General features: G+C 51.7%; 24 protein-coding genes. 13 read left to right on the plus strand and 11 right to left on the minus strand.

What is annotated here, in order from left to right; genetic code table 11:
- Window position 1 precedes the first annotated feature (1 nt).
- Window positions 2–1,249 (minus strand): alpha-hydroxy acid oxidase, encoded by a 1,248-nt coding sequence (locus tag F3J38_RS00710; protein WP_167134187.1) that lies wholly within the window; start codon window positions 1,247–1,249, stop codon window positions 2–4.
- Between the two features lie 204 nt (window positions 1,250–1,453).
- Here F3J38_RS00710 and F3J38_RS00715 point away from each other — a divergent pair, with 204 nt between their 5' ends.
- From F3J38_RS00715 to F3J38_RS00725, 3 genes are read left to right on the plus strand one after another with little or no spacing between them, the layout of a single operon-like run.
- Window positions 1,454–2,119, plus strand: a complete 666-nt coding sequence (locus F3J38_RS00715) for an aspartate/glutamate racemase family protein (protein WP_167134190.1) — start codon at window positions 1,454–1,456, stop codon at window positions 2,117–2,119.
- Entirely contained in the window at window positions 2,113–3,402 is a 1,290-nt protein-coding gene (otnK, locus tag F3J38_RS00720; RefSeq protein ID WP_167134193.1) for a 3-oxo-tetronate kinase, read from the plus strand. Before F3J38_RS00715 ends, otnK begins: the two co-directional genes overlap by 7 nt.
- Window positions 3,403–3,445: 43 nt before the next feature.
- The gene (locus tag F3J38_RS00725; protein ID WP_167134196.1) at window positions 3,446–3,904 is read left to right on the plus strand and encodes an OsmC family protein; all 459 of its coding nucleotides are present in this window, start codon (window positions 3,446–3,448) and stop codon (window positions 3,902–3,904) included.
- Here the strand turns inward: F3J38_RS00725 and F3J38_RS00730 are convergent, their stop codons facing one another.
- The 4 genes from F3J38_RS00730 to F3J38_RS00745 form a co-directional block, all read right to left on the minus strand.
- Window positions 3,905–4,981 carry a diguanylate cyclase gene (locus tag F3J38_RS00730; protein WP_167134198.1) on the minus strand — a complete coding sequence of 359 codons (1,077 nt, stop codon included), beginning with the start codon at window positions 4,979–4,981 and terminating at the stop codon, window positions 3,905–3,907. It abuts the gene before it with no gap.
- A 389-nt stretch (window positions 4,982–5,370) separates the two neighbouring features.
- Window positions 5,371–7,206: a methyl-accepting chemotaxis protein gene (locus F3J38_RS00735; protein WP_167134201.1), complete on the minus strand. Its 1,836-nt coding sequence runs from the start codon at window positions 7,204–7,206 to the stop codon at window positions 5,371–5,373.
- A 136-nt stretch (window positions 7,207–7,342) separates the two neighbouring features.
- A complete protein-coding gene (locus F3J38_RS00740) occupies window positions 7,343–7,984 on the minus strand; it encodes an aspartate/glutamate racemase family protein (protein WP_167134204.1) in 642 nt (213 codons plus the stop codon).
- A 149-nt stretch (window positions 7,985–8,133) separates the two neighbouring features.
- Window positions 8,134–9,018 carry a LysR family transcriptional regulator gene (locus tag F3J38_RS00745; RefSeq protein ID WP_167134207.1) on the minus strand — a complete coding sequence of 295 codons (885 nt, stop codon included), beginning with the start codon at window positions 9,016–9,018 and terminating at the stop codon, window positions 8,134–8,136.
- Between the two features lie 330 nt (window positions 9,019–9,348).
- Here F3J38_RS00745 and F3J38_RS00750 point away from each other — a divergent pair, with 330 nt between their 5' ends.
- The 4 genes from F3J38_RS00750 (at window position 9,349) to F3J38_RS00765 (ending at window position 14,285) form a co-directional block, all read left to right on the plus strand.
- Window positions 9,349–10,524, plus strand: a complete 1,176-nt coding sequence (locus F3J38_RS00750) for an enolase C-terminal domain-like protein (protein ID WP_167134211.1) — start codon at window positions 9,349–9,351, stop codon at window positions 10,522–10,524.
- A gap of 78 nt (window positions 10,525–10,602) precedes the next feature.
- Window positions 10,603–11,505 (plus strand): dihydrodipicolinate synthase family protein, encoded by a 903-nt coding sequence (locus F3J38_RS00755; RefSeq protein WP_167134213.1) that lies wholly within the window; start codon window positions 10,603–10,605, stop codon window positions 11,503–11,505.
- A 13-nt stretch (window positions 11,506–11,518) separates the two neighbouring features.
- Window positions 11,519–12,853 (plus strand): MFS transporter, encoded by a 1,335-nt coding sequence (locus F3J38_RS00760; RefSeq protein WP_167134216.1) that lies wholly within the window; start codon window positions 11,519–11,521, stop codon window positions 12,851–12,853.
- A 67-nt stretch (window positions 12,854–12,920) separates the two neighbouring features.
- Window positions 12,921–14,285, plus strand: coding sequence for an MFS transporter (locus tag F3J38_RS00765; protein WP_167134219.1), 1,365 nt, complete (start codon window positions 12,921–12,923; stop codon window positions 14,283–14,285).
- A gap of 32 nt (window positions 14,286–14,317) precedes the next feature.
- On the opposite strand, the gene F3J38_RS00770 is transcribed toward F3J38_RS00765, so the two are convergent.
- Window positions 14,318–15,232, minus strand: coding sequence for a LysR family transcriptional regulator (locus F3J38_RS00770; protein WP_167134221.1), 915 nt, complete (start codon window positions 15,230–15,232; stop codon window positions 14,318–14,320).
- 110 nt (window positions 15,233–15,342) lie between these two features.
- Between F3J38_RS00770 and F3J38_RS00775 the strand changes: the two genes are divergently transcribed.
- On the plus strand, window positions 15,343–15,783 hold the full coding sequence (locus tag F3J38_RS00775; protein WP_167134223.1) for an ester cyclase: 441 nt from the start codon (window positions 15,343–15,345) through the stop codon (window positions 15,781–15,783).
- 166 nt (window positions 15,784–15,949) lie between these two features.
- On the plus strand, window positions 15,950–16,504 hold the full coding sequence (locus F3J38_RS00780; RefSeq protein WP_167134225.1) for a hypothetical protein: 555 nt from the start codon (window positions 15,950–15,952) through the stop codon (window positions 16,502–16,504).
- Here the strand turns inward: F3J38_RS00780 and F3J38_RS00785 are convergent.
- On the minus strand, window positions 16,501–17,136 hold the full coding sequence (locus F3J38_RS00785; protein ID WP_167134227.1) for a DUF2268 domain-containing putative Zn-dependent protease: 636 nt from the start codon (window positions 17,134–17,136) through the stop codon (window positions 16,501–16,503). The two genes, F3J38_RS00780 and F3J38_RS00785, sit on opposite strands and share 4 nt — an antisense overlap.
- 142 nt (window positions 17,137–17,278) lie before the next feature.
- Between F3J38_RS00785 and F3J38_RS00790 the strand changes: the two genes are divergently transcribed.
- Window positions 17,279–18,196 carry a formyltransferase family protein gene (locus F3J38_RS00790; RefSeq protein WP_167134229.1) on the plus strand — a complete coding sequence of 306 codons (918 nt, stop codon included), beginning with the start codon at window positions 17,279–17,281 and terminating at the stop codon, window positions 18,194–18,196.
- A 40-nt stretch (window positions 18,197–18,236) separates the two neighbouring features.
- Here F3J38_RS00790 and F3J38_RS00795 read toward each other — a convergent pair whose 3' ends face one another.
- A complete protein-coding gene (locus F3J38_RS00795) occupies window positions 18,237–19,286 on the minus strand; it encodes an NAD(P)-dependent alcohol dehydrogenase (protein WP_167134230.1) in 1,050 nt (349 codons plus the stop codon).
- Window positions 19,287–19,396: 110 nt separating this feature from the next.
- On the opposite strand from F3J38_RS00795, the gene F3J38_RS00800 reads away from it, so the two are divergent.
- A complete protein-coding gene (locus F3J38_RS00800) occupies window positions 19,397–19,828 on the plus strand; it encodes a winged helix-turn-helix transcriptional regulator (protein WP_167134232.1) in 432 nt (143 codons plus the stop codon).
- Here F3J38_RS00800 and F3J38_RS00805 read toward each other — a convergent pair.
- Entirely contained in the window at window positions 19,770–20,594 is an 825-nt protein-coding gene (locus F3J38_RS00805) for a helix-turn-helix transcriptional regulator (protein ID WP_167134234.1), read from the minus strand. The two genes, F3J38_RS00800 and F3J38_RS00805, sit on opposite strands and share 59 nt — an antisense overlap.
- Before the next feature lie 102 nt (window positions 20,595–20,696).
- On the opposite strand from F3J38_RS00805, the gene F3J38_RS00810 reads away from it, so the two are divergent.
- Window positions 20,697–21,587: an SDR family oxidoreductase gene (locus F3J38_RS00810; RefSeq protein ID WP_167134236.1), complete on the plus strand. Its 891-nt coding sequence runs from the start codon at window positions 20,697–20,699 to the stop codon at window positions 21,585–21,587.
- On the opposite strand, the gene F3J38_RS00815 is transcribed toward F3J38_RS00810, so the two are convergent.
- The gene (locus tag F3J38_RS00815) at window positions 21,572–22,486 is read right to left on the minus strand and encodes a LysR family transcriptional regulator (protein WP_167134238.1); all 915 of its coding nucleotides are present in this window, start codon (window positions 22,484–22,486) and stop codon (window positions 21,572–21,574) included. The two genes, F3J38_RS00810 and F3J38_RS00815, sit on opposite strands and share 16 nt — an antisense overlap.
- A 102-nt stretch (window positions 22,487–22,588) precedes the next feature.
- Between F3J38_RS00815 and F3J38_RS00820 the strand changes: the two genes are divergently transcribed.
- Entirely contained in the window at window positions 22,589–23,764 is a 1,176-nt protein-coding gene (locus F3J38_RS00820) for an MFS transporter (RefSeq protein WP_167134240.1), read from the plus strand.
- A gap of 76 nt (window positions 23,765–23,840) precedes the next feature.
- Here the strand turns inward: F3J38_RS00820 and F3J38_RS00825 are convergent, their stop codons facing one another.
- Window positions 23,841–24,662 (minus strand): Cof-type HAD-IIB family hydrolase, encoded by an 822-nt coding sequence (locus F3J38_RS00825; protein ID WP_167134242.1) that lies wholly within the window; start codon window positions 24,660–24,662, stop codon window positions 23,841–23,843.
- Window positions 24,663–24,741: the final 79 nt, after the last annotated feature.

A 24,741-nucleotide genomic window follows, 5' to 3' on the forward strand; every position in this document is an offset into this window, starting at 1 on the left:
CTTAATCCTCACGGGCAAACAGGGGGGCGCGGCGCAAGAACGCAGCATTCAGTTGATCAGGCCGGGTGACGCCGAGCAGCGCCATATCGCGATCAATTTCGTCACGCAGGATATGCATAGCATGCTCGATACCCGCTTGCGCACCGATAACCGATCCGTACAGGAAAGGACGACCTAAGAAGACAAAGTCAGCGCCAAGCGCCATTGCTTTCATGACATCGGTGCCACGGCGAATGCCGCTGTCGATGATCACCTTCATATTGCCTTTGGCAGCAGCAATCTCCGGTAAGGTATGCAATGGCGGGATGGTGTAATCCAGTTGGCGGCCACCGTGATTCGAGAGAATCACGGCATCTGCGCCTAAATCACGCGCGATAAAGGCATCTTCAGGCGACATCAATCCTTTGACCACCAAATTACCTTTCCATTTTTTACGAATAGCTTCCACATGCGTCCAACTCAACTTGTCACGTGCGTTAGTGTTTCGCACCTTGTTCGACATCATCGGCGGGCCGCGCTCAGCATCGGTATTTTCAAAGTGCGGTGCGCCATGGCGGAGATAGGTTTGCGCCACGGTTCCCAATAGCCAGCGTGGACTGATAGCGCTCTGCCACATGACTTTCGGGGTAATTTTGATGGGCATACTAAAGCCGCTGCGGGTGTTGTGCTCACGGTTGCCCAGCATCGGGGTATCTCCCGTCACCACCAGTGTTTTGTAACCCGCACGTTCAACGCGATCGAGCAGGCGGTCAATACGGGGCTGGTCTCCCGCTAGATAAGCCTGGAACCAGGCATCAGGGTTTGCGGCAATAATATCTTCCAGGGGAATCAAGGATGACGCGCTGAGTATCATCGGCACATTCTTAGCGCGTGCAGCTTGGGCCAGCATCAGGTCAGCCCGGTAGCTCACAAAGGAGGCTCCCCCGAGTGGGGCGACGCCAAATGGCAGCGACCAGTTATGCCCCAACAGTTCAACATGTTGATCGCGCCCGGAGACATCGCGGAACATACGCGGAACGAAGTGATATTGCTGATAAGCCTCATGGGCAGCCGCAAGTCCCCTACCGGTTTCAACTCCCCCCTTAACATATTGAAAAATCATATTCGGCAAGCGCTTACGCGCGTGGCGTTCAAAATCCTCTAAGGCCAGAAGGTCGCGAAAATGACGCGGCAAAGTGTTAACTGGACGCGTCTGCGCTTCCGGTTTCTGTACGATGTTGATAGCAGTGGTCTCTCCACGAGTCGTCATAGCGCGTTCTCACATTTAAAAAGTAAGCGTTATCAAAATTGTTTATAGCCAATTATTTTCTGTTTTATATCCTGACAGACGCTCAGATTTTTTATGTGATCATCATCACCATATCAAGCAAAATGTAAGCCCTTACATTTTAATTTTTATCTGAGTATGGTGTTCTGTAGTACATCGAGCCTATGGCAGCTAACGGAGATCAACATGAGCCAACGAATCGTTTTACTGCATGCCACGCCAGTCGCCATGCCGCCTATTCAGCAAGCTTTCAAAGACGTATGGCCAGAGTCGGAAATCGTGAATTTGCTGGATGATGGTTTGACGATTGACCGCGCGAAAACGGAGCAATTAACCCCCGAACTCATCGAACGCTTTGTCGCACTCGGGCACTATGCCTACGCCATGCAGGCTCAAGGCATATTAGTCACCTGTTCGGCATTTGGCCCGGCGATAGAACAACTGGCCGCAGCCCTGCCAATCCCCGTACTGAAGCCGAATGAAGCGATGTTTGAAGCCGCGCTTCAGTCAGGTAAACGTATTGGCATGCTGGCAACATTTGCCCCCTCTCTGGTCACCATGTGCGATGAGTTCGATCACTATGCAGCACAGTGTGGTTCTGACGCCAAACTGGAAACCCTGTTGGTACACGATGCGATCGATTTATTGCGTAAGGGCGATATCGCCAGCCATAACCGGCTGGTGGCCGAATATGCCCCTCGGCTAAGCCACTGCGATGCGATTATGCTCGCGCACTTCTCAACCTCACAGGCTGCTGAAGCCGTCCGGGAACGCGTTTCAGTGCCCGTCCTGACCGCACCGCATGCCGCAGTAAAAAAACTGCGCGCCGCGCTGGGAGAAACATCATGCTGATTGGCGTCATTGCTGATGATTTTACCGGTGCCAGTGATATTGCGGTGACACTCTCCAAGGGGTTAACCGGTGAAGGCGGATTGCGCACGACGCAATATCTTGGCGTACCTCAGCACCCTGCCACTCCAGACGTGGAAGCGGGGGTGATTGCGCTCAAATCGAGGTCTATACCCGCAGCCGATGCCGTTGAGCAGTCGCTGGCGGCTTGTGAGTGGTTACTCGATCAGGGCTGCACTCAGATTATATTCAAGTATTGTTCAACCTTTGATTCCACTGCCGAGGGCAATATCGGCCCGGTACTGGATGCACTAACAACGCGCTTGCAGGCAAAACAGGTCATTGTTTGCCCGGCCTTCCCCACCATGGGACGCACGGTTTATCAGGGCAATTTGTTCGTTCACGATCGCCCACTGAATGAATCAGGCATGGAGCATCATCCCATCACACCGATGAAGGATGCGGATATTCGTCGCGTATTAGCACAACAAGCCGTTACACCTGTTGGTCATATTGCCTGGCAGCACGTAACTCAGGGCAGCGAACCACTTCGTCAACAATTCGCGAGTGATGCTGAGGTGAAATTAGTGGTTGTGGATGCGTTAAGCGACCACGACCTCACCATTATTGGTATAGCGGCGGCGGGATTGCCACTGATATCCGGGGGTTCTGGCATTGCGCAAGCGTTACCGCACAACTTCATCAAAGCGGGTCTCGCTCAAGGTGGGAGTCAGGAACAACCTGCGGTGGACGGGTTAAGTGCGATTTTGGTTGGCAGCTGTTCTGGCGCAACACGTAGCCAAATAGAAGCCCATCAGCAGCATTCCGCGGTGTTAGCACTGGACATCCAGCAGGTGATGCAAAACAACATCACAGCCGATGATATTGTGCAGTTTATTCTTGATCATCAGGCAGACTGCCCGCTGGTTTACTCATCCGGCGATCCGCTTAGCGTGAAAAAAGCGCAGGAACAATATGGTCAACAGCGTATATCACAGCGTCTTGATCAACTCTTCGGCGATGCTGCGCGCAAACTGGTTTATGAAGCAGGCATTCGGCGATTAGTGGTTGGCGGTGGAGAAACGTCAGGTGCGGTGGTCAGTGCACTGAACCTTGGCTCACTGCAGGTGGGCAATGAGATCGATCCCGGTGTTCCCGCCTTGTTTAGCCACTCAGATCAGCCACTGGCGCTTGCACTTAAGTCAGGCAATTTTGGCAGAAGAGATTTCTTTCGACATGCTTTGAGCACATTTGGTGGCGATAATCATCTTGATAAAATAGAGTGAGTTATCCCACTTATATTCATGTGAAATGTTGAGGAACAGAGGTATGGCCAAGGAACACCATTATCAGGTTACAGTGCGCTGGACAGGCAATCGCGGTACGGGCACGTCTTCTTATACGGCTTACGATCGTAACGGTGAAATGCTGGCAGATGGCAAACCCACGATGCCATTAAGCGCCGATCCGGCATTTCGTGGCGATGCCACGCGCTGGAATCCCGAGGAACTCCTGTTGGCCTCCGCCTCTGCGTGTCACAAATTGTGGTATCTGCATTTATGCGCCGATGCGGGCATCATCGTAGAAGCTTATGAGGATGCCGCCGAGGGGACGATGCAGGAAGGCGCGCGAGGTCGTTTCACACAAATCACACTGAAACCGCACATTAAATTGCGCGATCCGGCAGATGCGGACCGCGCAGGTGCGTTACACCATCAGGCACATGAAGCCTGTTACGTTGCGAATTCACTCAACTTCCCGGTGGATTGCGAACCCACCTTCGAATAATTACGCCGCGCCGGCCAGCGGGGGCTGCCACAGACGCACACCGTTGCGCCCGGCGCGTTTAACTTCATATAACGCCTCATCCGCATGACGTAACCAGTGGCGTAGTGACTCCGCACTGGCAGCAGACGCAATACCGATACTCACGGAACAATGAAAATCTGCGGATGCAGGTAAACGTACCTGTGCGATTTTTTCCTTGAGTTGCTCGGCCAGCGCTACCACGGTTTCATCGGTGGCGTGATGAACAATCACGCACAGTTCATCACCACCAAAACGAGCCGGAATGTCCTGTAATCCCACCACCTTGCGCAGCAGTGCGGAGATCTCCGCCAGCAAAAAATCGCCCGCTTCATGGCCCCAGGTATCATTGACGGATTTGAAATAATCGAGATCCATCAACAACAGATACCCGGTGCTATCACCTCGACGGGTGCTGAGGAACTCACTCTCCAGACGTCGTTCAAACAAGCGTCTGTTAGGAATTTCCAAGCCGGGATCCATCAGCGCGATGCGTTCCAGCTCGCGGTTTCGTTTACGCAAATGCCAGGTCAGATTGTACGAGGTGACACTCAATACCAGCATATAACAGGTCGCCAGCGGCAGTGTCAGCCACACCGTCTGGGTGCTAAACGACAGATTTACCCCGGCGCCATCCACGAGCCAAACCAAAATGAACGCGCAAAGAAAGGCCTGCATAGCCGCGATAAGCTGAGCCGCACCGCCCGCCGCGTAGCGGTCCGAGGCCAATACCGCCATGATCACAAACGAAGGAAGCGGGCTGAGCGCCATTAAGGCGACCCAAATGCCGCCAAACGCGGCATCCAGCGTCAGGTTATGCCGTTCAGTACCGGTAGAATCTTCAGCACGCAGTGCGCGGCGATAGGCGAGCCACGGCCAGATGAATGCGTTCACGAATAACAGGGCGCTAAACGCCGCGCCACGATGCATCTCCATCAATACGGAGAGGATCGGGAAAAAACATAAAATTGTGCCGAGCTGTCGCATGATAAACATACGACGCACGAAGCGTTCTGAACGACGCTTCAAGTGGCTATCATCAGGCGAGTAATAATTCATTCATAGGAAAAATCTGACAGACAAGAAATGCAGTGTAACGGGAAACAGGGAGGGTGGATCGGATTATTTTAAGAATATTTACCTTGCGCTTATAAATTAGCGAAAAAAAATTCGATGCTATCAATAAACAAACGAAGGCATAGCTAGATGGCACTGATTTTATTGATAATTTACGTTAAGTTTATAACCCCCTCGATAATTCACCAAGGTGATAGTTAATCGTAAGTCATTACATTAATTAGTTTTTATTGAAGACTAATTCAAATTTCATCTCGTCAAAACTTAACTCATCTCACGATGAATCAGGACCACCGAACGTCGACGCCATTACCACAATGCAAAACCTAAAAAAGGACCTCAGATGAGATCCTTTTTAAAGTCGAGTAGATTTAACGCCCTGCTCCATGCAAACGGAACTGCGCCACCAGTCGCTCCAGCATCATCGCTTGCTCTTCCAGCGAATTCGCCGAGTGCGAAGAGGCACTCACCAACGTGGCGTTTTGCTGGGTCGTGGTGTCCAACTCACCAACTGCTCGCGCAATCTGTTCAATACCACGGCTTTGCTCATCCGAGGCCGCTGAGATCTCCTCCATGATCTCATTCACGCGCGCTATGCTGCCCAGAATTTGATCCATGGTTTCACCTGCACGCGCCACTTGTTGATGGCCGTTGCTGATGCGGCTAACGGATTCGCTGATCAGTTGTTCGATATCCTTCGCTGCACCGGCACTGCGTTGCGCCAGATTGCGCACTTCACTCGCCACCACGGCAAAGCCGCGCCCCTGCTCACCGGCACGCGCGGCTTCGACTGCAGCGTTGAGGGCAAGGATATTGGTCTGGAAAGCGATGCTGTTAATCACCGCCGTGATGTCAGCAATTTTCTTCGAACTGTCAGAGATTTCGCCCATGGTGCTGACCACATCACGTACCGCTTTACCGCCCTGATTGGCGTTATGCGAGGCTTCAGCAGCGATCTGGCTGGCTTGACGGGCGTTCTCAGCGTTGTTTTTCACGGTGGCGGTTAGCTGCTCCATGCTTGCCGCGGTTTCCACCACGGCTGCCGCTTGCTGCTCAGTACGGGATGATAAATCGAGGTTACCCTGATTAATCTCGCTGGCTGCTTGTGACACGCTGCTGACACTGCTCAATACATCGCCGATCATACTGCGCAAGCGGTCGTTCATACGGCCCATGGCCGATGTCAGCTTGCCCAATTCGTCGTGGCGATCGGTGGTGAATTGCGAACTGAGATCGCCGCTGGCAATACGTTCTGCCAGTTCAAGGTTATGGAATACCGGGCGCGTGATTTGGCGAATGATGTACCACGCTACCAGCACACCGAACAGAATCGCCAAACCACCAATCAACAGAGATAAGGTCGCTGAACCGTTGGCTAACTCGTCGTTGCGTTCCTTCACAATGCTGATGATCTTTTTAATCACCGCACTGCTCTTGTCTCCAGCCACTTTTACCGTGTCTTCTGAGCTACGCAGTTGACCATAGCTGTCAGCCGCTTGCAGGCTGAGATCTTTAAAGCGCTCAGTGTCCTGCCACAGTGCAGTAAAGCCACCTTGCTGTTCCGGCGGCAACTGAGCCAATAACGCTTTCATGCCCTGATCCGCCTGCTGGAAGTGGGTTTGCAGCGTGTTGCGCAAGGTGTCGGAGACATTAAAGCGCAGCGCCCACGCCTCTTCACGCACATTGCTGATGGCAAACAGCTGCTCGTAAATCTGGTTGGTGAGTTCGGGATTGGTGACCGGGGTGCGGATGAGCTGTGTATAACGCGAGGTCATATCCTGCTGGCTTAGCGAATCAAGCTGGGCACGCAGGCTGTTCAGTTGCTGAGTCGCTTGTGTCATCGCGCCGATACTGTTTTGGAAACTGGCAAGATGGGTATCCAGTTCGTCCACCAATGGGCGCGCGTTGTCAGTCCACGAGAGCTGTTTAGCTTCGCGGTTTAATTGCTGGGCGTGGGTCACGTAATCGGCCATCACTTTGCCCGACTTATCATCGCCGTACAGGTACTTCAGGCGGTTAATTTTGGCCTGGAATACCTCGATGTTGATGTCATAAATCAGGTTGGTCTTCTGGTAAATGTCGTGAATAGCCGTGAAGCGCTGCACGCTGATCCCGGTTGCCAAAGCAACCAACAGCAACACAATGCCAAATCCTGCTGACAATTTTCGGGTGATGCGCACATTACGTAAACGGGATACCAGCCCCATATTCCCTCTCCTGCGAATGGTGTTTTGTAAATTCTGGTAAGGGAGTTATCGGAGCGAGGCGGGATTTGTTTATCGCTGAGATCACAAAAAAGCGATTACAGGATGTTATGCGCCGCCAAGTGACGGCGCGAGCAGGTTATCGTGCGGATTGCGGGGCTAACTGGCTGATAAACAGGCCTGCAGCACTCACCGCATCCACCGCCACTTTCCCCAGCTGCTGGCGAATACTGTCACCCAGCGCGATGGTAGAAAAACCCGTGCAGGAGAAAGCGATCACCTCAATGCCCTCGCGATAGAGAGCATCAGCGCAGGCCAGGGCGCTGGCGCGACCTTCTGCACTTAATAGATCCGTGGTGTTCAGCACCCCTTCCGGACGCGCATAACGCACAGATTCACCCAGCAGCTGACGGAAAGGCGTAGGAGCCGCCGCACCAATCCCCATTACCGCCACAAGGCGTTTAAGCATGCGAGCAATACTTGCCGAAGCCGAACCGGCGCTGATGACGGGAATGGATACGGCATCGCGCAGTGCCGTAAGGCCTGGGTCGGCGGCACAACTGAGGAACAGTGCATTACAACCGTCGGCCTCTAGCTGTTGACCGAGTGCGACAATCTTTGGCACCGCCAGTGCTTCACTGGCGTCATCGAAAATGCCTTTGTGCTGATCGGGGATCGCTCGGCTGATCGAGTTAATAGCATATTCCTGATGAATCAGCCGACCATGTTCTTCGACAAAGTGCTGATCTGGATGGGTTAATACGCGGATTATCCCCAGCATGGTTGTTACTCCTGGTCTGATGTTAAAGGGTTTGCAAAGCGGCCGAAGGCCAACTGCGGTCTGTTTTAATTATGTGCAGTAAAGTGGCAGGTTTACGCCAAAGCGGCAACTATTGTATCGCGTCACTATTTTTCGTTTAACTGACGACTTCAGTCAATCTTGTCGATTAATGTATTTAATATCAGTTTGAAGGCTTCATTATTATTATCTCTACGCCAAATATAATAGAGATCATTACGCAATTCTGGCGCAGCTTCAATAGGTAAATAAGTGATATTTTCTAATTTAAAAATAGACGCACTCTGTGGAATGAGCGCAATACCTAAGCCTGCATTAACCAGTGACTGAATATTCACAGTATTCCCTTCATACATCACATAGTTGGGTTTGACATCCGCTTTCTCGAAAGTCTGCGTCAGCAGGTCATAAAAAGGTTTCCAGGCTATGGAATACATGATCATCGGTTGATTATCAAGATGTTGTAAACAAATTGACGCCTGGGCTGCGAGCGGATGTTGTGAGGGGATAGCGGCGATAAAGGGCTCACTTAAACAGCACAAGCTTTCAATATTAGAGTGATTGGGAATGATACGTGAGATACCCAAATCAAGCTGTTGCATATACACCGACTCAATTAATTCGTACGTGGGTAATTGTTGTTGCGATACCTTAATAAAAGGAAAGTCTTCTTTGAGCCGAGATAATATCTCGGGCACCAGTTGATAGTAAGCATTCGCCACAAATCCCAACGACACGGAACCTTGCTCTCCATTTGCCATTTTTTTGGTGAACTGCTCTACCTGATGGATATGCTCTAGCAGCTTACTGGCTTCACGATAAAAACTTTTTCCTGCGGTTGTTAGCGCAACTGAGCGTGTACTGCGGTCAATGAGTTTGACGTTTAATTGATATTCCAGCAACTGAATCTGACGCGTCAGTGGCGGCTGGCTCATATTCAGCGAATGAGCAGCGCGACGAAAATTGAGTTCGGTCGCCACTGCGACAAAACATTTAAGCTGGTTAATCGACATCATTTCATTTGCCTCGGGGTTCATTGCTTGCCACTGCTCTTTTTATCGAAATCCAAATCGATATTATGTGATTAGCGTCAAACATCAGATTTCAATGCGTGTTTGATATCAGTTATTTTTCATCAAAATGCAATCAACAACACCTTGTTATATTTGAATAAATTACTAAAAAACAGAAACAACAGTGATCTAAATCACACTTAAATCATACAAACAATACTCTTTAGGTATCAATATTAACGCTAAGTAAAATAGACAGTTTCAGGTCGACATTTAACACTGAGCTCACCGCACAACGGATTATTATTTGCCACGCTATTTCAGGAGTTGGATATGCCAACTGTTAATCGAGTTGAAGTCATTGAGTTCAGTTATGACGTGAAGGATATGGGTGCGGCATTTAAAAATGCGCACAATCACGTAGGTTACGTAAAAGGCTCCACGCTTAGCCTGGCAAAATATGCCATTGTCATTGAGTGTGACGACGGATCACGCGGCGAATATGTCGCGCTATGGGGCGGTACCAAACCCGCGCTGGCGCAAACACTGATGCTAGCAGGTGATTTACCGGGCCGCGACTCGGATCAGCGCGAAGCGTTCTACACCGAATGGAATCGCCGGTTATGTCATATGGATCATATGGGCCAGGGCCCGGTGGATATTGCTTTGTGGGACTTAGCAGGTAAGCAAGCCAACAAATCGATTTCACGTATGGTAGGACAGTACCGCAACAAACTGCCCGCTTACGCCAGTACTTATCACGGCGACGATGGCATGCTGGATTGCAATGCCGCCTTCACGGATTTCGCCACCTTGTGCCACGAGATGGGTTACCGCGCGTTTAAACATCACGGCTGGTTTGATGGCGATCCGCAACGAGAAGCCTCTTTAGTATTGGCACTGGGTGACGCGGTGGGCGACCGTATGAAACTGATGTATGACGCCGCCTCCGATTTGAAAACTTTTGCCGACGCGCTGTATGTGGGCCGTGCCTGTGATGACGCTAACTTCTTCTGGTACGAGGATCCCTATCGCGACAACTCAATTTCAGCCTTCTCACATAAAAAATTGCGGGGCCTGCTGAAAACCCCGTTGCTGATTACTGAGCATGTACGTGGGCTGGAAGCCAAGGCTGACTTTATCCTCGCCGGAGGCACCGATTTTGTTCGTGTCGATCCAGAATACGATATGGGTATCACCGGTGCTTTGAAGACGGCGCATATGGCTGAAGCTCTTGGATTAGACGTGGAAATTCATGCGCCTGGCCCTGCGCATCGGCAGTTGATGGCTTCTATTCGCAATACGAATTTCTATGAATTAGCTGAAGTTGGCCCGAAACTCGGCAACATCCTGCCGCCATGCTATGCCTGCGGTTATAAAGATGAGCTTGATTCAATCGATCGCGATGGCAATGTCATCGTGCCTGAAGGGCCTGGTTTAGGGGTGACATACGATTGGGATTGGCTCAACGCACATGCCACGCAACGTCATGTATTTAATAAGAAATAATCACGTTCCCAGCAAGGTGCGGCCAGCCAGCCGCCCTTAGCCAGGCAACAATATGGATCTCATCGACAGGTAAACACCATGAACCAGGCTCTCTTTGCTGGCGTCAATGCCGCCGCGCTGACCGCGTTTAATCCGGATTTATCGATCAATTATGAGAAGAGTGTGGCGCATTGCCGCTGGCTACTGGATAACGGATGCCACGGATTAGCCATTTTGGGCACAACGGCTGAAACCAATTCACTCAGTTTGGACGAACGTGAACAATTGCTGGAGCGCATCGTTGCCAGCGGCATCCCAGCGGAGAAACTCCTTCCCGGCACTGCTGCCTGTGATATTCCCAGCGCCGTGCGCCTGACTCAACATGCAGAAAAAATGGGATGCAAAGGTGTCTTACTACTGCCCCCGTTCTACTACAAATCCCCAACGCTTGATGGATTAGTGCATTACTACAGTGAAATCATTACGCGTATCGGGGGAACAGTGGGTGTTTATCTTTATCACTTCCCGCAACAATCTGCAGTCGCGATTACCCCCGAACTGATCGCTATCCTGCTAGAAAAATATCCGCACCGAATTAAAGGCATCAAAGACAGCAGTGGCGATGCGCAGAATACAAAAACCTATATCGACCGCTTCGCAGCGCAGGGATTTGAGGTTTACACCGGTGCCGATGCCGATTTTCTGGCGATGTTGCAGATAGGAGCAGCAGGCTGCATCACTGCCATGACCAATTTGACGGCCGGGCTGGCGCGTCAGGTATTTGAGCACGCTCAGGAAGATATTGGGAAAAAAGCACAGCTGGAATTAGCCATGCTGCGTAAGGCGTTGGCCGTGACCGATACCATTCCTGCCGTCAAAGCCGTCAAGAGCGCGCTCGCAGACGACGCGCAATGGGAAATCGTTCGCCCCCCACTTTGCAGTCCACCCACAGCGGTAAGACAGCAACTGATCGCCAATTTTCGCCCGTTGATCGCAGGGTAACGAGGAATTCATCATGGACACATCCAAAATTAGATACTCCATGTTGGGCTTTATCGGCATGGCAATGCTGGTGAATTTCATTGACCGCGCGACCCTGTCAGTGGCTGCGCCATTAATGAGTAAAGAGTTAGGCTTCGACGCCGCCGCCATGGGGTGGGCCTTCTCCGCCTTTGGTTGGGCTTATATGCTGTTTCAAATTCCAGGGGGGATTCTCCTGGATAAATTCGGCTCCCGCCTGGTGTATGGCTCGGCCATTCTCATTTGGTCAATCTTCACCTTTATTCAGGGGCTGGTTTACCTGTTCCCTGCGCCGTTTATTATGCTGTTCATGTTCCGTTTTCTGATGGGGGCGGCCGAAGCCCCGGCAACCCCAGCCAGTAGCCGTTTAACCGTGCAGTGGTTCCCTGACAAAGAGCGTGGTTTCGCTACCTCAATCTATCAAACCATGCCATACGTTGCGTTGGCCGTGTTTACCCCGGTGATGACATGGTTTATGCATACCTTCAGTTGGCATTACGCATTTTATACTTCGGGCATTCTCGGCATGGTGTTTGGCATTATCTGGCTGACATCGGTGCGCGATCCGCTGAAGCATAAGAAGGTCAATCAGGCAGAAATTAACTATATCCAGCAAGGCGGGGGCATTCCGGATTTAGGCGCTGACCAATTACAAAAAACCAGACTGAGCTGGCTGCAGGTGCGAAAAATGTGCTGCAACCGCATGATGATTGGCATCTATATTGGACAATTCAGCCTGACGTCTATTACCTGGTTTTTCTTCACCTGGTTTCCGACCTATTTGTATGAAGCCAAAGGCATGTCGATTATTAAAGTTGGTTTGGTAGCAGCCATTCCAGCACTGGCGGGGTTTCTCGGCGGTATTGTTGGTGGCCTCATCTCTGATTATTTCCTGCGCAAAGGATACAGCCTCACCTTTGCACGTAAATTTCCGATCATATTGGGCATGTTGCTCTCCTGCTCCATCATCGCGGCCAATTACACCCGTTCGGATGTGATTGTGGTATTGGTCATGAGCATCGCGTTTTTTGCCAAAGGATTCGGCAACCTCGGCTGGTGTATTCTCAGCGACACCTCTCCCAAAGAAGCATTGGGGTTATCGGGCGGGATTTTTAATACCTTCGGTAATGTCGCGGGCATTCTAACCCCGTTGGTGATTGGTTTTATTTTGGAGGCAACGAAATCCTTTGATATGGCGATTCTTTATGTCGGATCGATGGGCATTATTGGAGCGCTGTCTTACCTTTTCATTGTTGGCCCCCTGCAACGCCAGGCTTTACCTGATAACGACGACGCACCACGCCGCGCGGTTCAGCACCGCTCTGCTTAATCAGCATTTCACTCATGAAGTTAGGTGGTATTCATGAGTTTTTTCACTCTCAATGCAGGAAACCACTATGGCCACAACCGTTGCACATCAGAGTACAAAACCCAGCAGGGTGCGTTTCACCATTTTAATATTCCTGTTTCTGGCGACCGTATTTAACTATGTTGATCGCGCCACCTTATCCGTCGCCGCTCCTTTTATGTCGAAAGAGCTGGGCTTCGATGCCGTCACCATGGGCTGGGCGTTTTCCGCTTTCGGCTGGGCTTACGTTGCCATGCAAATCCCCGGCGGCTGGCTACTGGATAAGTTCGGTGCCAGATTGGTTTACGGAGTAGGCCTCGTGGCCTGGTCAGCACTCACTTTCATGCAGGGATATGTACAACTCTTCGCACAATCCTTTGCCCTACTGTTCATCCTGCGCTTTCTGATGGGGATGGTAGAAGCGCCTGCCTTCCCGGCCAATAGTCGTTTGAGTGTGCAGTGGTTTCCCAATAATGAACGCGGATTCGTTACTTCCGTTTATTCTGCCGCGCAATACATTGCGCTGGGTATTTTCACACCCGTGATGACCTTAATTTTGCAAACCTGGAGTTGGCACGCCATTTTTCATTGGGCAGGCGCGGTAGGTGTGGTGTTGGGTTTATTGTGGCTGTGGTATGTACGCGATCCGCTGCGCCACAAACAGGTTAATCAGGCAGAAATTGATTATATTCGCGCAGGAGGGGGGATTCCCGATCTCAGTCATAAAAAGAACTTAGCATTCCGCTTCAGGCATCTTAAACCCCTGATTGCCAACCGCATGATGGTGGGCGTGTATATTGGGCAGTTCTGTCTGACCTCCATCACGTGGTTTTTCCTGACTTGGTTTCCAACCTATTTGTATCAGGATCGCGGCATGTCGATTCTTAAAGTGGGCTTAGTGGCGTCAATACCGGCCATCGCGGGGTTTATAGGCGGCATGCTGGGTGGGCTTTGTTCCGACTACCTGCTACGTAAAGGATACGACTTGACCCTGGCGCGGAAGTTACCCGTAATGGCCGGCATGATCTTCTCAGCGGTGATTATTTTAGCTAACTATGTCACCTCCGATATCGCCGTTATCATCGTAATGAGCGTGGCTTTTTTCGCTAAGGGATTTGGCAATATTGGCTGGTGTATTCTCAGTGATACTTCACCCAAAGAGGTGCTGGGTGTGGCCGGTGGGTTGTTTAATTTCTTTGGCAACATCGCCAGTATTGCAACGCCGCTGGTGGTCGGTTTAATCCTGGCGAAAACCGGTTCGTTTAATCTGGCGATTCTCTACGTTGGCATGATGGGAATTATCGGTGCCATTTCCTATCTGTTCATTGTGGGGCCGCTGAAACGGTTAGAAATGCCGCAAGAAGCCAGGCAACTCACTCACACTCTTCAGGCTGAACAACAGCAACAGGAATAATGCCGATAGGCTTAGCGGTCAGCACTTTCTGATTATTTAAGGTCTGAAGCCACCTGGCTAATAACCTGCCGTAACCAACTGTGCGCCGCACTGTCCTGCGTTCTGCGATGCCAAAGCAAATCAAAAGGAATAGAAGGCAGCGCCAACGGCGGTTCAAACATGATGATGTCGCCCTGGCTGGCTGAGGTGGTGCCCACGCGGCGCAGGACCGTCGCCACATAATCCGTTCCGGACAAGAGCGCGGGCACGGTAAACATGGTGGGCAACGTCAGACTGATAGTACGAGTCAGACCTTGCTCACGCAGTTGCTGGTCCACCAAGCCGTAATGGTTGCCTTCCGGTGACACCAGGATGTGGCGCATTGATAGAAACGCTCGCAGGTTCATGCCTTTACGCGCAGCTTCGTGGTCACGCCCGACTAAGGTGACAAAGTCATCACGTAGCAATGGCTGGGAAAGAATTCGGTTTTCTGCTCTGGTTGGCGGTACGCCTACGGCAATATCAATCTTTCCCGTATCGAGTAGTGCAACAACCTCATCACGATCAATAAAATAACGCACATGAATCGTGCAATGAGGTGCCACTGCCGCCAGCTTTTTGGTTAGCGCGGGCAGCAGCACATGCATCGGATACTCCGTCAATCCCAGGGTAAAACTGCGCTGTTTGGCGGTGGGATCAAAGACCTCTGCGGGCTGCATTAAATGACGCACCTGCCCTAACGCATCGGCCACCGGTATCGCCATCTCCTGCGCTTTCGCCGTGGGTAACAAGCCTTCTGCGCTGCGGATAAAAAGCGGATCGTCAAAAACACGACGCAAGCGAGAAAGCGCGGCACTCATCGCCGGTTGGCTTACGCCAGCCAGTGCCGCCGCTTTAGTGACGTTACGTTCCAGCATCAAGGCATTGAATGCCACCAGCAAGTTGAGATCGAACCCTTCAAAATTCATAATTTGTATAGTGATCTATACCGATCATTTGTTGGATTGATAGTGTCAGATTCAGGAATACTGCACAAGCCGGTGAGATGCACCGCTAGCTAATCCAATAAGGCTCAAACATGTCTGAGACACAAGCACTGAACCAACGCCTGCAAACTGAACGTACTGCGGTAGAAAACCTCTATCGTGCTTTTAGTGATAAGAACCCTGATCTACTGGATCTGGCGGTAACACAAGACTGGGATGACATCCCACTGGCGCCAGGCCAAGGGCCGGGACCAGAAGGATTTAAACCTGTGCTGGCAAGTTTTATCGCCGCGTTCCCGGATATCAACATCATCGTGCACGACATGTTGCAAGAACCTGGAAAGATTGCCGTGCGCGCCGAAATTACTGGTACGCACCAAGGCGAGTTTATGGGGATGGCGCCAACCGGTCGTCGTATTAGCGTGCGCCTGCATGAGTTTCACTTACTCAACGGTGAGCGTGTGACCACCACCTGGCATATGGAAGATTGGTTTGCCATGTTCCAACAAATTGGTCAGTTCCCGACGCTGTAGTTATCGGGAATCCAAGTTGAAAGGCCTGTATCAATACCTTCGGCGAGCTGTCGATAAATACATCAAATAGACGGCGAAGATGTTGATTAATAGGTGGTGTTTCTCATTGGGGTGATTAGTATTGAGAGTAAGACAAGCTAAACGTTAACGCTCAAGGATGGCACAATTGAAAAGCAACTCTTACTCTAAAGTATTCTTAGTAGTGGCAACAGTGCTTGGTTCTATTCTTCTCTTTATTCTGTGGCAAGTAGAGGTAAACGATACATCATTTATTCGCAATTCCGTCTGGAAGACGATGATTGCAGTTATTTTTTTTATCTCTTTCCCTGCCCTCTTCAGTATAAAAAGATGGGGGAAAGGTACTAAACCACAATCTATTCTCGATAATTTAAAGCTATACGCCGGATTATTGTTATTTTTATCTTTTTTTGGCTATATGCTTTTGATAACTCTGGTTAAGTTTTTTCCGGGGCCTGTAACGATAATTACAGCTCAATATCACCACGTGACAGGAGGGGGTAAAGGCTGCTCCGGTGTGCAAATTTTTGAACCGGAGCTGCTTAGAAGTATTAATGTGTGCCGCCCATCCGGCAATCGTTTCCGAAATAACACGATAAAAATTACCAAGCGCTCAAACATTTTAGGCATCGTAGTGTTGAGTGCCAGTACCTCACTCACTGTCTATCCTGTCAGCGTTTTTCCGCTTGAAACGCAAAATTAAAGATGCATTAAAAAACCGCGAAAATCTTCGGCTTCAGTAAATACCAAAGAAGCGGCATTCAGCTGCGGATGCTCGCGTAAAAAAGCTTTGACCAACGCAAAGCCGAGTGAGTATCCGCACCAGCGCGGCATATCGCCCGAACCAAAGAACCAGGCATTATGGTCGTACCAGGGTTGCGACCACTGTTCTAAAGCCCGGTTGATAAACGGGCTGAGCATCGCGCTCTCCAAGGTTTCCCAGGGCTCGGGCTCACCGCCACACACATCCAATGAGAAGTGCCCAGCTAACCCCTCAGACACCAGCGCTTCGCCTAATGTACGTCCGTATCCGGGGCCGTCCCAACGCGCGGCATGATGCAGTTCATGAGCAAACATGCGGCTAAGGCTCTCTTGCGTAAGATCCCGGCTTTGCGGATCCACAGTGAGATAGACCAGGCCTTGCTCCGGGGTGTACCCCAGACATCCCTTACCTTCCAGAACAAACTGTCCCGCTTTAACCACGACATCTAACGCATTAAAGTCGAGCTGCGTATTGGCCAACTGCCACGTATGTTGCAACGCCGTGCTTATCTCATGCTGTTTTGCGGAAAGTGGCTGACGGGCGTTGATAAAATGAAGTTCGAGGGAATGCATGTGGCCTCCTGCCAGAACAATAGAACGGGGCCATATAGTGCGCAGAAAACAGACCGCATTTCAAATGCGATGGTTTAAGCCCAGCATAATCTTCCCCTGCTATGCTTGGCAGCGACGTTAATCAGTATTCACAGGCGGGACTATGAAAGTCGTGTTATATGCGTACCACGAAATGGGGTGCGCAGCGCTGGAGAGTTTGCAGGAAGTGGGATTTGAAGTGGCTTGCGTCTTCACCCATGCGGGGGCCAGTCAGGAGAATAACTTCTTTGACTCGGTCGAAAAGCTGGCGCAGCAGCAACAGATCCCGGTGTTTTATACAGAGGATATCAATACCCCAGAATGGATTGCTAAGGTCGCCACCCTGCAACCGGATGCGATTTTCACTTTGTCATATCGGCAAGCACTCTGCCCCGCGTTGATCGCCACCGCGAAAAAGGGGGCGTTCAATGTCCACGCTTCGCTGCTGCCTGCCTATCGCGGTCGTGCCCATCTTAATTGGGTCATTATTCGCAATGAACGCGAAACCGGCGTGACGCTGCATCGTATCAATGCCATCCCTGATGGAGGTCCGATACTGGCACAACACCCTGTCACCATTACCGATGAAGATGACGCGCTGTCACTGCACCGCAAACTGGTGCGCACGACACGCGAACAGATGCCGCAGTGGTTGCGTGGCTTGCAGGCCGGAAGTTTGATCGAGCGCGCCCAAGATGAGCGTTTGGCCAGCGAACCCGGACAGCGTAAACCTGAAGATGGGCAGATCCACTGGCAGCAGTCTGCGGATGAGATTCACCGTCTGATTCGTGGCGTGGCCTACCCGTGGCCTGGTGCTTACAGTTTCATGGGCGGGCAGCGCTTTATAGTGTGGAAAAGTCGCGTGGTTGCCCAGACGCATCAGCATGAACCGGGCAAGATTATTTCTACCGATCCGCTTTACGTCGCCTGCGGTCAGAATGTACTGGAAATTGTTGCTGCGGGTTTGTCTCACCATGACAATCTCAGCGCAGCGCAACTGGTACAGCACTTTTCTCTTAGCTCAAAAACGCAGCTTGAGTAAGTTTTAATCTGGCGATTTCAGGCTGAAATCGCCAAGATTTTTACCAGCGGGTCGTCGCCATATCAATGACGAAGCGATACTTCACATCGCCCTTCAGCATACGCGCAAAGGCATTTTCCACCGTCTCTCCAGCAATTAATTCAATGTCCGCTGTGATGTTGTGTTCGCCACAGAAATCCAACATCTCCTGCGTCTCTTGAATACTGCCAATCGACGAACCGCTGATGCTTAAACGGCGGAACACCATCGGCGTCACGTCGGGAGACTGATGGGGTTGTTCAGGAATCCCCACCAGCACCAGGCGGCCATTGGTTTTTAAGGTCGCAAGGTAAGGATTGAGGTCGTGTGGCGCGGAAACGCAGTCGATAATGAAATCGAGAGAGGTTTGCGCCGCTGCCATCTGCGCATCATCACGCGACACCACAACACGGCTTGCGCCAAGACGGCGTGCATCAGCGCCCTTCTCCGGAGAGGTGGTGAACAACGTGACTTCCGCACCCATCGCGCTCGCCAGTTTCACCGCCATATGGCCCAAGCCGCCTAAGCCGACCACGCCCACTTTATCGCCCGCTCGTACGTTGAAGTGACGTAACGGCGACCACACAGTGACACCTGCGCAGAGCAAAGGTGCAACACCTGCCAGTGGCAAGTTCTGCGGTACTGACACCACAAAATGCTGATCGACCAACACATTCTGCGCGTAACCGCCCCAGGTGCTGTCGCCAGTGTGCTTATCAATGCCGTTGTAAGTCGGCGTAAAACCGGCTTCGCAATACTGCTCTTCCTGCTGCTGACAGAAGTGGCACTCGCGGCAGGAATCGACCATCACGCCGACACCCACAACATCACCGACTTTGAAATTTGTGACGGCAGTGCCGGTTTCTACCACGCGCCCCACGATTTCATGACCGGGCACCAGCGGATAGCGACTGACCGCCCACTCGTTACGCGCCATGTGCAGATCGGAATGGCATACGCCACAATACAGAATGTCGATTTTCACGTCCTGCGCTTGCAGTGGACGCAGCGCAATCTGGCTGGATACTAAGGGTTGTGCCGCGTCGTGAGCGACTAATGCGTTGATTTTCATGATGCCTCCGCAAGGTGCTGGCGTTATCAAATTGAAGGCGGCAGACTATAGTCAACGTGGTGCGAAAATGATAGTAGTCACCATTTGGTAACCATAGAGGAGTGACACTGATGCCAGCCTGGGTTGACGGTAAGCTGTTTTTTTATGCCGATTCACCGCCGCGTCGCTTAATGGATCTGTTCTCGCTGAAGTGGAGCAGCATGGTCCTGCATGCGCTTTACCACTGGCCGGGGCAGCGTGCGCGCACGGGTGAACTGCAGCGTAGCTTGCAGGGGATCTCTAAAAAGATGCTGTTTCAAACGTTGAAGGAGCTGGAGCAGCGTGGACTGATCGCTCGCCACGTCTACGATGTGGTTCCACCGAAAGTGGATTATCGCTTAACGCCGCTGGGATTGACCTTCGCTGCTCCGATTGAACAGATGTATCAATGGGGGCTGGAAAACCAGGCAGCGTTAGATGCGATGGAAGGCAACTTGCGTAAGGCTACGGACGTGCCATCAGACGCGCCACCGTCTCGCGATCCCTTGGCAAGCGCGGATTGAATACTACCAGGCTTAAACCCGGTTTCCCCTCGACCGCGAAGGTACTGTATTCAAGTTCCAGCACGCCGTCGTCCGGCAGCCACAATTGTTTGATCCCTTCGCCATGCTGGCTAACCTCTTGCGATTGCCATAGCTGGCGGAAGGTTTCACTCATCTCACTGAGTTCGTCCACCAGCGCACGCACATGTTCGCTGGCACCGGTGCGTGCCACGTCAGCGCGGAAATTCGCCACCATGCCACGCGTGACTTGATACCAATCCGGCAGGCGCTTTTTCATCTCTTCATTACTGAACATCATCAACAGGATATTGCGCTGCTCCGGCGGTAACTGGGCGTAATCCACAAACACTTTGGTCGCCGCATGATTCCAGGCGACCACCTGCCACTCTGCGGTTTTCACCAGTGCCGGGGTTTGCGTCATGCTATCGAGCACTCGCTGCAAAGAGGGCGACACATCCACGCCCGCCTGCCAGGTCACGCCCGGCAAACGGTTTTGCGCCAGTAAAAACAGGTGGTCGCGCTCGGCAGCGGTCAATTCTAACGCTTTGGATAATCGCTCCAACACATCTTCAGAAGGCGCACCGCCTCTCCCCTGCTCCAGCCAGGTGTACCAGGTGGTGCTGACACAGGCACGCACCGCCACCTCTTCACGGCGTAAACCGGGTGTGCGACGGCGCAGCAACGGATAGCCGAGTTTACCTGCATCCAGCCGTTGGCGGCGTTCACGCAGATAGTTCCCGAGCAGATTGTCGTCTTGTAGGGTCATAGCGTTATCCTGTTAGTGCATATACCTGTATAAGCTCACGACTTTTCGCCGCGCCGGAGACTTTTATCATAGTGCTTCAACAGCCTGAGAAGGAGTACGAATATGCGACTTTTTGTGACCGGAGCAAGCGGGTTTATCGGTTCCGCCATTGTGAAAAAACTGCAGGCACGCGGTGTAGATGTTCTCGGACTGGCGCGCAGTGACGCGTCAGCAGAGAAACTGCAACGGCAAGGTGTGCAGGTGATTCGTGGGGATTTGGAAGATATTGCCAGCCTGCGCAGTGCCGTTGAGCAGAGTGATGGTGTGATCCACGCAGGCTACATTCATGATTTCAGCCGGATGGATCATGCGGCGGCTATTGATCAGCAGGCGATTCTGGCGATGGGCGAAGTCCTTGCCGGATCAAACCGACCGTTGGTGGTCACCACCGGCACGGCACTGGTATCTCCTGGACGTCTTGCTGTAGAGCAAACCAAACCAGTTTCCGGCGGCCATCCTCGTTCCGACTCCAACATTGCCGCACTCGCCCTGGCTGATAAAGGCGTACGCGTGTCGCTGGTGCGCTTACCACCGACCGTTCACGGTGCAGGCGATCATGGTTTTGTGCCAATGATCATCAATATGGCGCGAGAGAAAGGGGCTGCGGTGTATATCGGTGACGGCAGCAATCGCTGGCCAGCTGTACATCGTGATGATGCCGCCGAGTTGTTCTGCCTCGCCGCTGAACACGCCGAAGCCGGCACGATTCTGCATGCGATTCAGGAGGAAGGCATTGCGTTTCGTCAGATCGCCGAAACCATCGGCACCGGTTTATCCCTGCCGGTGAAAAGCCTGACGCTGGAAGAAGCCAAAGAGTGGCTTGGCTGGATGGCGTTCTTTGCCTCCGTGGATAACCCTGCATCCAGTGAATGGACGCGCCAGACGTTTAACTGGCAGCCCATCGGACCGGGATTACTGCAGGATATGCGCGAGGCGGGTTATTTTTCCCGATGATTTCGCACTGCCTCTTGTAGGAAATCAATAAACGCACGGCTTCGCGCGGGAAGAAAACTGCGCTCCTGATAGAGCAGAGCGATCTCAAGAGGAGCAGGAACGAGCTCAAGTTCAATCACTTCTAGCCGCCCGTCACGAATATAAGGTTCACAAGCCTGCGCTGAAAGGATGGCAAACCCGACGCCTTTCAGTGCTGCTTGCAGTGCCATCTCACCGCTGTCGACACGAAACGGGCTCGTCACGTTGATATGTCGATACCCCTTTCCCGTCGTGAGAAATTGCCATGCCTGTCCCTGAAGAGCGCTAACGGTAGTGATACAGGGCAGAGCCAGCAATTGCTCTGTGTGCGTAGGTCTTGGGAACCTTTGAAGCAGAGTCGGCGCCGCAACAATCTGGCAGGGCAATAAGACCAGCGGTTGAGCAATCACATCACTGCTGGCACGAGCACCGCGACTGATATCAATCACAACATCGCAGTCTTCCCACAGTGCATCAGCCCCCTGAAGGTTGGTCATACAGTGGAGTTCAATCTTGGGATACCGCAGTGCAAAGTCAGCCAGAAGATTGCCAAACACCACCGGCCCTACGCCACTCGGTAAACACACGCGTAGCAATCCTTCCGGTTCAGTTTTCGCGTGGCTTAGCCTGGCTTCCGTCTCATTCACCGAATCCAACAAGGGGCGCATGCTGTCAAAAAACATCTGCCCTGCGTCGGTCAGCTTCATGTGACGCGTACTTCGCTGTAATAGTCGCATCCCCAACCGTTCTTCCAGTTGGGAAATTTGGCGACTCACATTCGATGCAGGCATATTAAGGGCCCGCGCCCCACCGATAAAACTGCCTTTTTCTGCAACGGTGACGAAGACACGTAAGACATTTAAATCGATTTTACTGCGCATCTATTATCCCATTTTTGATAATTAATCATCTCATTTTATCTCTCTAATCATAATGATGCACGGGCAATAGACTAGGCCTCCTGTCACTTAATGGAGCAAATTATGCCTGTCCTCACCCCGCAATCAGGTTCATTCACTGTGATCCGCATCGCTGTGATTATTGCTTTTGTTCAATTCACGAATGCCCTCGAATACATGATGTTTAATCCGCTGTTTGCCTACATGGCGTCTCAATTTTCAGTGCCTGTCACTTATGCAGGTTATGTCACGGGGACTTACACCCTGGGTTCAGTGCTATCAGGGTTATGTATTTGGAAATGGATTGACCGCGTTAACGCCAAACGATTTTTACTGTGGAATATGGCGCTTTTAGGCGTTCTGACGGTGCTAATCACCTTCACGAGCGATTATACCCAGCTGCTGGTTCTACGATTTATGGCGGGCTTAGTGGGGGGAACAACCATGGGCATAGGGATGAGTTTATTAATCAACCTCGCGCCAGCGGCCTTACGAGCACGGATGATTGCCACCGTCATTGCCGCTTTCTCTGTGGTCAGCATTGCAGGGATGCCGACCATGCTGTTTTTGAGCACCCATTTCGGCTGGTATAGCGCACCGAGACTCATTGGCTTGCTGTGTCTGATAGGTTTGCTTCTTATTGCCGGGTTAATTCCTGATGTTCCGCGCAAAATCTCCCCTAAATCATCGATAGCGCTAACGCCAGAATGGTTGTTTTTCGCCAGCGGGAACGCCATCGCACAATTCACACCTATGCTCATCATTCCTGCTTTGGTGCCTTTATTGACCCAACACATGCAGGCGGTGAGCGCCTCTCTGCCAGTGCTGTTCTTCATCGGTGGCATCGCAGGGTTGATGGCGACAAAACTCACCGGAAAACTATTGGCTCACTGGTCCAGCTACACCTTAGCCCTTGTCTCAACGCTGATATTATTGGTCAGCATGCTGCTTCCCGTCACAGGTTTGCATGCCAGCGCATTATTCATGGGACTGTTTCTGGGCGGGGCTTACGGACGATTGGTGGTGGTATCTTGTGTGACCGCGAGATTTCCAAATGAGGCCAGTCGGGCTGGTTTCCTGTCCCTGCAAACGGCGCTGATGTCATTGAGTACCACCCTCGCCTTTTTTGTTTCGGCCATGACTTTTGAGATAACAGCGCCACTACCGATCATATTCTGGGTGCTGGTTGCCGGCAGCGCATTACTCTTGCCACCGCTGATTAAGCGGATGGAAAAAAGGTTAGCGAGACGTGAGGCCTGAGGTGATAAAGGTCGCGGCAGAATCGATCGCCCAGATGAAAGTTTAGCCCTGGCTCGATAAACTCTGCCGCGAGGAATCAGCCAAACGGCTCTTCGCGTGCCAGCAAGCGTGCAATCACGTTAAGCGCACCCTCGTCGTTGTTGCTATCGGTTTTATAACGCGCAACGGCGGCCACAGGTGCGGCGGCATTGGCCATCGAAAAGCTGTAACACGCTTGGCGCAGCATTTCGAGATCATTGGCGCTATCGCCAATCGCCAACACTTCGCAATCGTCGATACCCCACTTTTCCTGTAGTAGCGCAATGCCGTGTGCTTTGTGGCAACCGGGGATAATCAAATCCACAAAACCAAAACCGCTTGAAACGGGATGCATAATGTTTTCGATCGCGCCCAATTCCGCATGCAGACGCTCCATTAATGCGTCCACCCCTTCGTGCGCCAGATTGAGTGAAAACTTGAAGATGGTGTCATCGATATCATAGAGATTGTCGCGCTTCTCCAGACGATGGTAGTGATTGGCTAACATCGCAATCACTTCTTCAGGCATTGAGGTGTGCACATAGGCACCATTACGACCACAGACGACCGTGCTAATGTCAGGCTCTTTCGCCAGAATATCCAGAATTTGGTGCACACGTTCCTGCGCTAATTCGCCGCAGAAGATCTCTTCATTGCTGTCTGAAACCCAGGCACCATTTTCCGCAACAAACGCGATTTCATGTTTGATTTCAGGAAAATAGCGCTGTAGCTGATAATACTGATTGCCACTGGCGACCACAAAACGAATGCCTTTCTCTTTCAACAACGCGTACTGGCGCGAAAAGCGCTGCGCGTTGTATTGCTTATTATCGTCGAGAAAAGTGCCATCCATATCCACCGCAATCATTTTCACTGCCATTTTGCTCTCCCGTATCTGCTCGCCGTGTTTCCATCCGGCTTGAAAAGGTTTTCCTAAAGCTTACTCGCGGTGTGGATTA

It is taken from the genome of Candidatus Pantoea formicae (assembly GCF_011752625.1).
GTDB classification, from domain to species: Bacteria; Pseudomonadota; Gammaproteobacteria; order Enterobacterales; family Enterobacteriaceae; genus Pantoea; species Pantoea formicae.

Excerpts from the sequence above, each read along its gene's own strand:
- F3J38_RS00815 (WP_167134238.1), bottom strand. The coding sequence starts at position 22,486 with ATGCGCAGTAAAATCGATTTAAATGTCTTACGTGTCTTCGTCACCGTT.
- F3J38_RS00765 (WP_167134219.1), top strand. The coding sequence starts at position 12,921 with ATGGCCACAACCGTTGCACATCAGAGTACAAAACCCAGCAGGGTGCGT.
- F3J38_RS00820 (WP_167134240.1), top strand. The coding sequence starts at position 22,589 with ATGCCTGTCCTCACCCCGCAATCAGGTTCATTCACTGTGATCCGCATC.
- F3J38_RS00730 (WP_167134198.1), bottom strand. The coding sequence starts at position 4,981 with ATGAATTATTACTCGCCTGATGATAGCCACTTGAAGCGTCGTTCAGAA.
- F3J38_RS00755 (WP_167134213.1), top strand. The coding sequence starts at position 10,603 with ATGAACCAGGCTCTCTTTGCTGGCGTCAATGCCGCCGCGCTGACCGCG.
- F3J38_RS00740 (WP_167134204.1), bottom strand. The coding sequence starts at position 7,984 with ATGCTGGGGATAATCCGCGTATTAACCCATCCAGATCAGCACTTTGTC.
- F3J38_RS00760 (WP_167134216.1), top strand. The coding sequence starts at position 11,519 with ATGGACACATCCAAAATTAGATACTCCATGTTGGGCTTTATCGGCATG.
- F3J38_RS00790 (WP_167134229.1), top strand. The coding sequence starts at position 17,279 with ATGAAAGTCGTGTTATATGCGTACCACGAAATGGGGTGCGCAGCGCTG.
- F3J38_RS00745 (WP_167134207.1), bottom strand. The coding sequence starts at position 9,018 with ATGATGTCGATTAACCAGCTTAAATGTTTTGTCGCAGTGGCGACCGAA.
- F3J38_RS00785 (WP_167134227.1), bottom strand. The coding sequence starts at position 17,136 with ATGCATTCCCTCGAACTTCATTTTATCAACGCCCGTCAGCCACTTTCC.
- otnK (WP_167134193.1), top strand. The coding sequence starts at position 2,113 with ATGCTGATTGGCGTCATTGCTGATGATTTTACCGGTGCCAGTGATATT.
- F3J38_RS00710 (WP_167134187.1), bottom strand. The coding sequence starts at position 1,249 with ATGACGACTCGTGGAGAGACCACTGCTATCAACATCGTACAGAAACCG.
- F3J38_RS00725 (WP_167134196.1), top strand. The coding sequence starts at position 3,446 with ATGGCCAAGGAACACCATTATCAGGTTACAGTGCGCTGGACAGGCAAT.
- F3J38_RS00805 (WP_167134234.1), bottom strand. The coding sequence starts at position 20,594 with ATGACCCTACAAGACGACAATCTGCTCGGGAACTATCTGCGTGAACGC.
- F3J38_RS00810 (WP_167134236.1), top strand. The coding sequence starts at position 20,697 with ATGCGACTTTTTGTGACCGGAGCAAGCGGGTTTATCGGTTCCGCCATT.
- F3J38_RS00715 (WP_167134190.1), top strand. The coding sequence starts at position 1,454 with ATGAGCCAACGAATCGTTTTACTGCATGCCACGCCAGTCGCCATGCCG.
- F3J38_RS00750 (WP_167134211.1), top strand. The coding sequence starts at position 9,349 with ATGCCAACTGTTAATCGAGTTGAAGTCATTGAGTTCAGTTATGACGTG.
- F3J38_RS00770 (WP_167134221.1), bottom strand. The coding sequence starts at position 15,232 with ATGAATTTTGAAGGGTTCGATCTCAACTTGCTGGTGGCATTCAATGCC.
- F3J38_RS00800 (WP_167134232.1), top strand. The coding sequence starts at position 19,397 with ATGCCAGCCTGGGTTGACGGTAAGCTGTTTTTTTATGCCGATTCACCG.
- F3J38_RS00735 (WP_167134201.1), bottom strand. The coding sequence starts at position 7,206 with ATGGGGCTGGTATCCCGTTTACGTAATGTGCGCATCACCCGAAAATTG.
- F3J38_RS00795 (WP_167134230.1), bottom strand. The coding sequence starts at position 19,286 with ATGAAAATCAACGCATTAGTCGCTCACGACGCGGCACAACCCTTAGTA.
- F3J38_RS00775 (WP_167134223.1), top strand. The coding sequence starts at position 15,343 with ATGTCTGAGACACAAGCACTGAACCAACGCCTGCAAACTGAACGTACT.
- F3J38_RS00825 (WP_167134242.1), bottom strand. The coding sequence starts at position 24,662 with ATGGCAGTGAAAATGATTGCGGTGGATATGGATGGCACTTTTCTCGAC.